This window comes from Nocardia sp. MDA0666 (assembly GCF_003023875.1).
Lineage (GTDB): Bacteria > Actinomycetota > Actinomycetes > Mycobacteriales > Mycobacteriaceae > Nocardia > Nocardia aobensis.
On the sequence record NZ_PYHT01000033.1, the window covers coordinates 52,470 to 65,223 of the forward strand.

Sequence of the window (12,754 nt, forward strand, 5' to 3'; positions counted from 1 at the left end):
CGACGGCGGTCCATCGGCGCACGGTGATCGCAACGATGGAGCTCACCTGCCGCGGGGCGCCACACTGTCCGGGTGACGACGACGAACCTGCATCCCGTGCGCGGCCGCTACCGCGATCCGGAGCTGACCTCGCTGGCGCGGACCAATTCGGTGATCGAGTTGCAGCTCGCGCATCGGTCGGTGCGCGCCTTCCTCGACGAGCCCGTGGGTGAGGAGGAGTTGACCGCGATCGTCGCGGCGGCGCAGTCGGCGTCGACCTCGTCGAATCTGCAGGCGTGGAGCGTCGTCGCGGTGCGGGATCCGGCGCGCCGCGATCGACTGGCGACGCTGGCGGGCGATCAGGATTTCATCCGCCGCGCACCGCTGTTCCTGGTGTGGCTGGCCGATCTGGGCCGGATCGCCCGGCTCGCGGCGGCCCGCCAGGCGACGGTCGACGCGACCGAATACCTCGAGTCGACGATCCTCGGTTTCGTGGATACGTCCCTCGCGGCGCAGAACGCGGTGATCGCGGCCGAATCACTGGGTCTGGGCACGGTTTTCGTGGGCGGCATCCGCAACAACCCCGACGGCGTCGCCGCCGAGCTGAATCTGCCGGACCGGGTGTTCGCCGCCTTCGGGCTGGCGGTCGGTGTGCCCGACCCCGCCGAATCCGCCGGTGTGAAACCGCGGCTGCCGCAACGCGCGGTCCTGCACCACGACGTCTACGACGCCGCCGGGGATGGCGTGATCGACGATTACGACGCGCGGCTGTCCGAGTACAACGCCGAACACGGTCGCTCGATCGGCTGGGTCACCACCGTTCTCCAGCGCCTCGCCGACCGCGACAGTCTCAAAGGCAGGCACCGCCTGCGAGAACATCTACGGCGTCAGGGTTTTCCGTCGGTGTAGGCTTCCGGCCCGTGGGTAATAGCTGGCTGCGTCGTCTGTCCCCCGCTCCGGAGAACGGATCGCACACCGTGGTCTGCTTTCCCCATGCCGGCGGATCCGCCATCTCGTACGGGCCGTTGGCCAAACGCCTCGGATCGGAATACGACGTCGTCGCCGTGCAATATCCCGGGCGGCAGGACCGACGGCGCGAGCCGCTCGTCGGCACCATTTCCGATCTCGTCGACGGCCTGTTCACCGAATTGACCGAGACGCTCGCCGGCGTATCGCATTTCTCCCTGTTCGGCCACAGCATGGGATCGGCGGTGGCATTCGAAACCTGCCGACGCCTCGAACGGGACACCGAGGCGCGGGCGGCGGTACTGTTCGCCTCGGGCCGCCGTGCCCCGTCGCAACAGGGCATCGAGGTGATGCATACGCTGAGCGACCGTGCGCTGGCCGATCATCTCCTGAACTACGGCGGCACCCCGGCGGCGCTGCTCGAGGATCCGGAAATGCGCGACATGATTCTGACGGTCACCAGAAACGACTACCGGGCCATCGAAACCTACGTCTGCGCCCCGGGGGCGACCGTCGAATGTCCCATCGTCGCACTGGCCGGTGATCGCGACGCCGATGCGAGTCTCGCCGATATCGAGGGCTGGGGCTCGCACACCACCGGAAATTTCCTCGCCCGCACATTTCCCGGCGGTCACTTCTTTCTCGACGCCAACGGTGATGCGGTGGCGCAGTTGATTTCCCAGCACAGTTCGCGAGCGCTGTCGAATTAGGCGAGAACGACCGGGCGAGCGTATTCGCCCGCCCGGTCGCCGCCCTCAGCGTGCGAGCCAGGTCTCGATCGCCTCGGCGACCTCCGCCGCGCCGTCCTCGAGAATCGTGAAGTGATCGGCTGCCACCGGCACGACGGTATGGGTCGCGTCCCACGGCCGGGTCTGCCAGTCCGCACGCTCCGACGAGCCGTCCAGGAACGATCGCGCACACTGGACGAACAATGTCGGTGTGTCGACGGACCCCGGCACCAGCTCGTGCAGCACCTGGACGTACCGGCCCATTCCGGTGAGCCGGGCCTGGTCGAACCGGCCGAATGTGGCCTCGTTCGCGACCATGTGTTCGGCCATCTCTCGCAGCAGCCATTCCCCGCCCTCGTGCGCGGGGTAGGTGTCCAGCATGACCACGCCGGCGGGAGCCGGACCGCCCGCCGCCTCCAGATATTCGGTGACGAGGTAGGCCAGCAGACCGCCCGAGGAGTGCCCGAGCAGGACGAACGGCTCACCCTGCGCGGCCTCCACCACCCCGCGCGCCACCGCCGCGAGCGCCGCGACCGGTGTGGCCGGAAGTGGTTCGCCCGCACCGAATCCGATCAGCGGTAGCGCCTGTACGTCGCGGCCGGTGCGCAGCTGCGATGCGATCCGCGCGTACTGGTGGGCGCCGCCGGTGGCCAGCGGCGGATTGAGGCAGATGATCCGGGGCAGGGTCGAGCCCGCGGCGAGCCGTGCCGGCGTCGGCAGCCGTGCCGGTTGCTCGTCGGCGGTGAAGTGGTCCCGCAGTTCCGCCACCGCTCGCAGCAGGGCGAAGCCCTTGCCGGCCTGACCGGTCGTCACCGCGCCGCGGAACATTCCGTACAGCGAATCGTCCACGCCCGCAGGGCTGTCGGCCGCTCGGGGCGCGGTGCCGAGTTCCTCGCGTAGGTGCCGGGCCAGCGCGGCGGGCGTCTTGTGGTCGAAGATCGCCGCCGTGGACAGCGCCAGCCCGGTGGACGCGTTGAGCGCGCCACGCAACTCCATGGCGGCCAGCGAGTCGAATCCCGATTCGAGGAAGTCCCGCTCCGGGTCGAGCGCATCGGTGCTGTCGTGGCCGAGCAGCCGGGCGGCATGCTCGAGGATGTGCGTCAGCAGCCACTGTTCCCGGTCGGGCTCCGGCAGTTGCGCCAGATGGTTGCGCAGTGCCGCGGCGTCGGGTGTCGTGACACGTTGGCGCCGTCCCGGCTTCGCGGCCAGATCCCTGAGGAGTGCGGGAACCGCGTCGCGGGCACGCAGGACGGCGTGGTCGATCGCCACCGGCACCTGCACCGGACGGCCGGAAGACAGTGCCGCATCGAACAATTCGAGGGCGGTGCCGGCGGGCAGCGGCGAAAAGCCTTGGCGCCGCATGCGCTGCCGGTCGGCCTCGCCGAGCCATTGCGACAATCCGGTGTCGATATCCCACATGCCGTAGGCCAGTGACGTGGCCGGCAGACCTTCGGCGTGGCGATAGGTCGCGAGCGCGTCGAGGAACAGGTTCGCCGCCGCGTATCCGCCCTGGCCGGCGGGCAGGATCGACCCCGCCACCGAGGAGATCGTGACGAACGCGGACAGTCCGGCGTCGCGGGTGAGCTCGTGCAGGTACCAGGCGGCATCGGCCTTGGCGCTCAGGCAGTGGTCGATCTGCGCCGGGGTCAAGGTATCGACCAGGCCGTTGTCGGCGACCCCGGCCGCGTGCACGATCGCGCCCAGCGGATGCTCGGCGGGGATCGAGTCGAGCAGTTGCCGCACCGCGTCCCGGTCGGTGACGTCGCAGGCCGCAACCCGAACCCGGGCGCCGAGAGCGCCGAGTTCCGCGACGAGATCCGCGGCCGCGGCCGGTCCGCGCCGACCGGCCAGCACCAGGTGGCGCACCCCGTGCGCACGCACCAGATGCCGGGCGAGGTGGCGGCCGACCCCGCCGGTGCCGCCGGTGATCAGGACGGTCCGTTCGGGATCCCAGACGGTGGGCGGCGTCGTCCCGGGAGCCGCGACCCGGGCCAGTCGCGGCACCCGAATGCCGGCCGCGTCGACGGCCAGTTCCGGTTCACCCGTCGCCGCGGCGGCCACGAGGTCGGGCGTCGCGGTCGCCTCGTCCGCCTCGACGAGCACGATTCGTCCCGGATTCTCCGCTTGCGCGGCGCGTACCAGGCCCCATACCGCGGCAGCGGCAGGATCGCCGGTGGAGTCGGTGACGACCGCCAGAGTGCTTGTCGCACAACGTTCGTCGCTCAGGAACTCCTGGACGACACCGAGTGTGTCGTGCAGGGCCGTGCGCAGCCGCGCCGGCACCGCGACCTCGTCGACCGGGGGCCGGTAGACGAGGATTGAGGCCGGCTCCGGCGCACCCCACTCGGCCCAGGAACTCTCCGCCGCGGGGCGCGGCTGCGGGCCGGGCCGCCACGCGAGTTCGTACAGCGCGTCGTGGGAGGGACGAGACGATGCCGCGAGCAGTTCGGGTGAGAGCGGACGCAAGGCGAGCGATCGCACCGAAAGCAGCGGCGCGCCACCGGAATCGGCCAGCGCCACCGTGACCGCACCCTCGTTCGGTTCGCTCAGGCGCACGCGCACCCGGCGGGCGCCGTCGGCGTACAGACGCACCGACGACCAGGTGAACGGAACCAGGGTCTGCCGCTCGGCCTCCTCGTCCGTGCCGCGCGGCAGGCCGACGGTGAGCGCGTGCAGGGCCGCATCGAGCAGCGCCGGATGCATGCCGTAACCCCGTGCGGTGGTCTGCTCCGGCAGCGCGACCTCGGCGAACAGATCATCGCCGCGCCGCCACACCGCCGTCAGACCGCGGAAGGCGGGACCGTAGTGGTATCCGTGGTCGGCGAGTTCGTCGTACGCGCCGTCCACTGTGACCTCCGTGGCGCCGACCGGCGGCCACTGCACGAAGTCGGCCCAGTCCGCCGGTTCGTCGGTCTCCTCGCTCGGGCTCATCTGTCCTTGCGCGTGATGTGTCCACGGGACGGCCGGATCGTCCTCGTCCCGGCGGGAGTAGATATCGAGGCGCCGGTGACCGGTCTCGTCACCATCGCCCACGACCACCTGGATCTGCACTCCGCCGGGCCCGCTGAACGTCAGTGGCGCCAGCAGTGTGAGATCGGCCAGTTCCGGACAGCCGACCTGTTCTCCGGCGTGGACCGCCAACTCGACGAAGCCGGTTCCGGGCAGCAGCACCACGCCGAGAACGTCGTGATCGGCCAGCCACGGATGCGTGGCCGTGGACAACCGCCCGGTGAGGCGGACGCCGCCGCCTTCGGGCTGCGTGACCAACGCGCCCAGCATGGGGTGTTCGGTGGACCGCAAGCCGAGCGCCGACGGTTCTCCGGCGTGCAGCCGGCCCGTGGCCCAGAAACGGCGGTGCTGGAAGTGGTAGGTCGGCAGATCGGTCCGGGTGCCGCCGGAGCCGGCGTAGTAGCCGGCCCAATCCACCGGCGCACCCGCGACGTACAGGCGGGCGAGCCCGGTCAGCACGGTCTCGGGGTCCGCGTGGTGGCGGGTGGCGAGGGCGATCGTGGTTGCGGCATCGACGGTTCGGGCGACCATGGGCGTCAACACCGCGTCGGGCCCGACCTCGGCGAAGCGTGTCGCTCCCAGTTCCGCCATCGTGTGGACCGCGTCGGCGAATCGCACCGCGTCGCGCACCTGACGCACCCAGTAGGACGGATCCGACATCTCGTCGGTCACCCTGGCGCCGGTTGCGGTGGACACCAGCGGCATATCCGGGCGCCGGAACGTCACAGCGCCTATCGCCGAGGCGAATTCGTCCAGCATCGGTTCCATCGATGCGGAGTGGAACGCATGCGATACGCGCAAACGATGGGTGCGCCAGCCGTTTTCCGCGCACCGCCCGGCGACGGCCACGACATCGGCTTCGACACCGGACAGCACCACCGAGGACGGACCGTTCACCGCGGCGATCGAGACGTCACCGGTGAGCACGGCCAGAACATCGGCCTCGGACGCGCCGACGGCGATCATCGTCCCGCCCGCGGGCAGCGCCTCCATCAATCGCCCGCGCGCTCCCACCAGCACACACGCGTCCTCGAGGGACAACACACCCGCGATATGGGCGGCGGCAACCTCACCGATCGAATGACCCGCCACCACATCCGCACGGAACCCCCACGACTCCAGCAGCCGATACAACGCCACCTCGAACGCGAACAACCCCGCCTGCGCGAACACCGTCCGGTCGACCAGATCTTCGTCCGCCAAAGCCTCCACCAGCGAAACCGTCTGTCCCAGAGCCGGATCCAGCATGCCGACAATCACATCGAAATGCTCGGCGAACACCGGGAACGCGGCACGCAGCCCGGCAGCCATACCGGCCCACTGCGCACCCTGACCCGAGAACACCACACCCGTCGAACCCGGCACCACCCGACCCGACACCACACCGGACACCGACTCGCCCGCCGCCAGCGCACGCACTCCCGCGAGCAGACCGTCACGATCCCGGCCCACGACAACGGCCCGATGCTCGAACACCGCACGTGTGGAGGCCAGTGAGAAGCCGACATCCACGGCATCCGGATCGTGCGCGTCCACATGCGCGGCGAGGCGGGCCGCCTGGCCGGTGAGTGCGTCACCGTTGCGCGCCGAGAGTGTCCAGGGCAGGACGGCCGGGACGGTGGTCACCACCGGCGCGGTCTCGGCGGCCGGGGCCTGCTCGACGATGACGTGCGCGTTGGTGCCGCTGATCCCGAACGAGGACACACCCGCGCGACGCGGCCGATCCACCTCCGGCCACGGCACCGGTTCGGTGAGCAACCGCACCTGCCCTTCGGACCAATCGACCTTGGTGCTGGGCGCATCGACGTGCAGTGTCCGCGGAAGTTCCCCGTGGCGCATGGCCATGACCATCTTGATCACACCACCCACACCCGCAGCGGCCTGAGCATGACCGATATTGGACTTCAACGACCCCAACCACAACGGCCGATCCGCGGCCCGATCCTGACCGTAGGTGGCAAGCAACGCTTGAGCCTCGATCGGATCACCCAACGTGGTGCCGGTGCCGTGTGCTTCGACCGCATCTATATCCGTCGGCGTGAGACCGGCGTTGGCCAGCGCCTGCCGGATCACCCGCCGCTGCGACGGACCGTTCGGCGCGGTCAAACCATTCGAGGCACCGTCCTGATTCACCGCCGAACCCGCCAGCACTGCCAACACCTCGTGACCATGACGGCGAGCATCGGAAAGCCGTTCCAGCACAAGCATTCCCGCCCCCTCGGACCAGCCCACACCATCGGCCGCATCCGCGAAGGACTTACACCGGCCGTCGGGCGACAACCCGCGCTGACGACTGAACTCCACGAAGGTCTCCGGCGTCGCCATCACGGTCACACCACCGGCCAACGCCAGCTCACACTCTCCCGACCGCAACGACTGCGCGGCCAGATGCATCGCCACCAGCGACGACGAACACGCCGTATCCACCGAGACCGCAGGACCTTCCAGACCCAATGTGTAGGCGATCCGCCCGGAGACCAAGCTGCCGGTCGCGCTGTTGCCGCTGCCCTGGGCGTAGTCGTGGTACATCACGCCGGCGAAGACCCCGGTCGAGCTGCCCCGCAGCACCGTGGGGTCGACACCGGCGCGCTCCAACGCTTCCCAGGTCGTCTCCAGCAACTGACGCTGCTGGGGGTCCATCATGGTGGCTTCGTTGGGCCCGATACCGAAGAACTCGGGGTCGAAATCGGCTGCGCCGTGCAGGAATCCGCCTTCTCTGGTGTAGGACTTGCCCGCGCGGCCGGGTTCCGGGTCGTAGATGCCGGCGATGTCCCAGCCGCGGTCGGCCGGAAGTGTCGTGATCGCGTCTGCTCCGGTGCGCACCAGATCCCAGAGTTCCTCGGGGGAGGTGATGCCGCCGGGGTACCGGCACGCCATGCCGACCACCGCGATCGGGTCGTCGTCGACCGCACGGGTCGCGGTGACCTCGCTGTCCCGGGCGGTTCCGGTGAATTCCTCGGCGAGATGTCGTGCCAGTGCCTCGGGTGTCGGATAGTCGAACACCAAGGTGGCAGGCAGCGGCAGGCCCGTGACGGCTTTGAGGGCATTGCGGAATTCGATGGCGGTGATCGAATCGAAGCCCAGTTCGTTGAAGGCCCGGTCCGCCGCAATCGAATTCGGGTGCTCGTGGCCGAGAGTCGCGGCGATCTGTCCGCGCACGATCTCCACCAGAACTCCGAAGCGCTCGCTGTCGGGAGTGCTCGCGACCCGCGCGCGCAGCGCCGTGAACGCACCCGATGCCGCACTGCGACGAGCCGGCACCAGACCGGAAAGCAATGCGGGCGTGGCGTTTCCGGCGTGCCGAATACTCTCCGTGTCGAGCCGGGCGAGCACCGGCACATCGATCCCGGTCGCGGCGTCGAACAGTGCCAGGCCCTGATCGGCCGAGAGCGGCAGCAGGCCCGAGCGGGACATGCGGTGCCGGTCGACGTCGCCGAGTTGCCCGGCCATACCGCCGTCCCACAGCCCCCACACCAGGGACGTGCCGCACCTGCCGGTCGCGACGCGGTGCGTGGCGAGCGCGTCCAGGTAGGCGTTGGCGGCGGCGTAGTTGCCCTGGCCGGGGTTGCCGAACGCACCGGCTACCGAGCTGAACAGGACGAATGCCCGCAGAGGCAGATCGGCGGTCAGCTCGTGCAGATGGAATGCGGCGTCGACCTTGGGGCTCAGCACGGTATCCATCCGCGCCGGGGTCAGCGACGCGACGGCCCCGTCGTCGAGCACACCGGCCAGGTGGAAGATGCCGGTCAGCGGGTGCTCGGCGGGTATGCCCGCCAGCACGGCGGCGAGCGCGTCGCGGTCGGTGACATCGCAGGCGGCGAATTCGACGTCGGCGCCGAGTTCGCCGAGTTCGGCCCGCAATGTGGCTGCGCCGGAGGCGGATTCGCCACGCCGGCTCAGCATCAGCAGGTGGCGGACGCCGCGGGTGGCGACCAGATGCCGGGCGAAGAGCCCGGCCAGGAGCCCACCGGCACCGGTGACCAGCACCGTCTCATCCGGATCGAACGCGACGGCCTCGGCCGCGCCGGGAGCCGCCCGGACCAGCCGTGCGGCGTGCACTCGGCCGTCCCGCACGGCCACCTGCGGTTCCGCCGCGGCCAGGATGCCGCCGAGCAGATCATCGAGGTCGGCATCGCTGTCGACCAGGACGATGCGGCCCGGATGCTCGGCTTGTGCGGAGCGCACGAGGCCGCCGACGGCGGCGCTCGCCCGATTCGTGATGTCCTCTCCGGCCACCGACACCGCTCCGGCCGTCCGGACCACGAGGACCGATTCGGTGAATCGCCGGCTCGCCGTCCAGGACTGCAGGACCTCGAGCACGTGGTGGGTCGCGGCGTGGATCGTGGCGGGATCGTTGCCCGCCGGGCAGTCGAGCACCACGACCGGCGGTACCTCGTCACCGAGTTCCGGCCATGTGGCCGTGGCGATTTCGGCCCTGTGCACCTCGATCGGTGTCCAGCCGATCCGGAACAGGGCGTTGCCGACGGATGCGCCGGTGGTGAGCTGCGCGGCATCGACGGGACGGGAGGCGAGGTGACGGACCGTCGCCACCGGTGCACCGGTGGTATCCGCCAGATCCAGCGCTACGCCCCGCTCCCCGACGCGGGTGAGCCGCACCCGCAGCGCATCGGCCCCCGCCGCGTACACGGTGACTCCGGACCACTCGAACGGCAACGCCGGACCGTCCGGCCGCGCGTCGGCGAAGCGCAGCGCATGGAGGGCCGCGTCCAGCAACGCCGGGTGGATGCCGAACCGCTGGGCGTCGGAGCCGGCGGTCTCGGGCAGCGCGACCTCGGCGTAGAGGACGTCACCAGTCGCTCGCCAGACCGAGCGCAGCGCCTGGAACGCGGGACCGTAGTGGTATCCCTGCGCGCCGAGGGCGTCGTACACATCGTCGATATCCACCGCGACCGCTCCCGCCGGCGGCCACTGCCACAATTCGGCTGCGACACTGGCGTTTTCGGATGCGAGTGTGCCTTCGGCATGCACCGTCCAGGACGGCAGCGCATCGGCGTCGTCCTCGCGGCGGGAGAAGATCCGCACCGCGCGACGACCGGCCTCGTCCCGGGCGCCGACCACGACACGCACCGCGGTGCCGGAGGTTTCCGACAGCGCCAGCGGGGCGCGCAGGACCAACTGCTCGAGGTGAGCGCAGCCGACCTGTTCACCGGCGTACAGGGCGAGTTCGACCAGACCCGTGCCGGGGAACAGGACGGTGTCCATGACCGCGTGATCGGCCAGCCAGGGATGTGTCCGCAGGGACAGGCGGCCGGTGAGATCCGCACCGTCGGAGTCCGGTTGGGAGACCACGGCCGAGACCAGCGGATGTTCGGTGGCGACCAGCCCCATCGCGCGGGCGCTGCCGGATGCCGTCGACTCGTCGGACAACCAATACCGCCGACGCTGGAATGCGTAGGTGGGCAGGTCGATTCGCCGGGCGTCCGTTCCGGAGTAGAGGGCGCCCCAGTTCACGTCCGCGCCGGTGACGAACAGTGTCGCCAGTGCGGCCGTCAGGGTCGACGGATCCGCCTGGTGCCGGCGCGACGATGCCGCCACCACCGGGGATGTGGCGTCGAGGGTTTGGGTGACCATCGGGGCCAGCACCGCATCCGGCCCGAGCTCGGCGAATCGGGACACCCCCGACTCCGCGATCGCCGTCACCGCATCGGCGAACCGCACCGTATCCCGAACCTGGTTCACCCAATACGACGGAACCGACATCTCGTCGGTCACCCGGGCACCGGTCACCGTCGACACCAATGCCACAGTCGGACTCCCGAACGCCAATGCGTCTATCGCGGAGGCGAATTCGTCCAGCATCGGTTCCATCAACGCCGAATGGAACGCATGCGACACCCGCAAACGATGTGTACGCCAACCCTTTCCGGCACACCAGTCCGCCACCGCCAGCACACCGGCTTCGGAGCCGGACAACACCACCGAGGACGGACCGTTCACCGCCGCGATCGACACGTCACCGGCCGCGTCTCCGGCGGAATCCAGCAGCGCCATCACCTCCGCCTCGGAAGTGCCCACCGCGACCATCGTTCCGCCCGCGGGCAGCGCCTGCATCAGTCGCCCGCGCGCAGCCACCAGCACGCACGCGTCCGCCAGCGACAGGACTCCCGCCACGTGTGCGGCCGCGACCTCACCGATCGAATGGCCTGCGACCACATCCACACGGAATCCCCACGATTCGAGCAGCCGATACAGCGCCACCTCGAACGCGAACAAGCCAGCCTGCGCGAACACGGTGCGGTCGACCAGTTCATCGTCCGCCAACGCCTCGACCAGCGAAACTGTCTGTCCCAGAGCCGGTTCCAGCTCGGCCACGATACGGTCGAAATGCTCGGCGAACACCGGATACGCACGCAGTCCCGCGGCCATACCGGCCCACTGCGCACCCTGCCCCGAGAACACCACACCCGTCGAACCCGGCACCACCCGGCCCGACACCACGCCGGGAAGGGGTTCTCCGCGCCCGAGGGCCTGGGTACCGGTCCGCAGGTCGTCGCCTTCGGCGGCCAGCACCACGGCGCGGTGATCGAACACCACTCGCGAGGTCGCGAGCGAGTAGCCGACGTCGACCGGGTGCCGGTCGCCGATCCGCGCGGTCAGACGTCTGGCTTGTTCGGCCAGGGCGGCGCCGTCGCGCGCCGAGATCACCCACGGCAGGACCCCACCGGCCGGAGCGATCCTGGTCTCCGGTACCGAGGCCGGGGCGGCCGGCGCCTGTTCGACGATGAGGTGGGCGTTGGTGCCGCTGAGCCCGAAGGACGAGATACCGGCGCGACGCGGCCGATTCACCTCCGGCCACTCGACCGACTCGGTCAACAACCGGATACTGCCTTGCGCCCAATCGACTTTCGAACTCGGCCGGTCGACATGCAGTGTCTTCGGCAGCACGCCGTGGCGCATCGCCATGACCATCTTGATCACACCGCCCACACCCGCAGCGGCCTGGGCATGACCGATGTTCGACTTCAACGACCCCAACCACAAGGGACTGGCGGGGTCCCGATCTTGACCGTAGGTGGCGAGCAGCGCTTGGGCCTCGATCGGATCACCCAGCGTCGTACCCGTACCGTGGCCTTCCACGGCGTCGACCTCGGCAGGCGAGAGACCGGCATTGGCCAACGCCTGCCGGATCACCCGCCGCTGCGACGGACCGTTGGGCGCCGTCAAACCGTTCGACGCACCGTCCTGATTCACCGCCGAACCCGCCAGCACCGCCACAACCTCGTGACCATGGCGACGAGCATCGGAAAGCCGTTCCAGCACAAGCATTCCCGCACCCTCAGCCCAGCCCACACCATCGGCCGCATCCGCGAAGGACTTACACCGGCCGTCGGGCGACAATCCACGCTGCCTGCCGAATTCGAGGAACATATCCGGTGTGGCCATGACCGCGACACCGCCGGCCAGCGCCAGATCGCATTCACCGGACCGCAGCGACTGCGCGGCCAGATGCATCGCGACCAGCGACGACGAGCACGCCGTATCCACCGACACCGCAGGACCTTCCAGCCCCAGCGTGTAGGCGATCCGACCGGAGACGAGACTTCCTCCGGCGCTTCCGGCCTTTCCGGTGCCCTGTGCGTAGTCGTGGTACATCACACCGGTGAACACACCGGTCGAGCTGCCACGCAGCACGGCAGGATCGATCCCTGCCCGTTCCAGCGCCTCCCACGAGGTCTCCAGCAGCAATCGCTGCTGCGGATCCATCACCATGGCCTCATTGGGACTGATACCGAAGAAGTCGGCATCGAAATCGGCTGCGGAATACAGGAATCCACCGCGCCGCGTGTAGGTCTTGCCGGGCTTGCCGGGCTCGGGGTCGTAGATACCGTCGACATCCCAGCCACGGTCGACCGGCAATTCCCCGTTGGTATCGATCCCTTCGGCGACCAACCGCCACAAATCCTCCGGCGACGCCACACCACCCGGATACCGGCAACTCATCGCCACAATCGCGACCGGATCATCATCCACCCGAACCCGGCCGACCGGCCCTTCCTCGACAACCGATGTACCGGCCAACTCCGACCCGATGAACTGTGCAACCACCTCCG

At 69.6% G+C, this 12,754-nt stretch carries 2 protein-coding genes and 1 pseudogene; 2 read left to right on the forward strand and 1 reads right to left on the reverse strand.

Going from position 1 to position 12,754, the window contains the following annotated elements; all coding sequences use genetic code 11:
- The first annotated feature begins 72 nt into the window (after window positions 1-72).
- Together C8258_RS29915 and C8258_RS29920 are read left to right on the forward strand one after the other, a co-directional pair.
- Complete coding sequence (locus C8258_RS29915; protein ID WP_369974842.1) at window positions 73-888, forward strand: NADPH-dependent oxidoreductase; 816 nt, start codon at window positions 73-75, stop codon at window positions 886-888.
- Window positions 889-899: 11 nt separating this feature from the next.
- On the forward strand, window positions 900-1,655 hold the full coding sequence (locus tag C8258_RS29920) for a thioesterase II family protein (RefSeq protein WP_158271330.1): 756 nt from the start codon (window positions 900-902) through the stop codon (window positions 1,653-1,655).
- A 66-nt stretch (window positions 1,656-1,721) separates the two neighbouring features.
- On the opposite strand, the pseudogene C8258_RS29925 reads toward C8258_RS29920, so the two are convergent.
- Window positions 1,722-12,754 (reverse strand): annotated as a pseudogene (locus C8258_RS29925) (SDR family NAD(P)-dependent oxidoreductase); the annotation flags it as partial.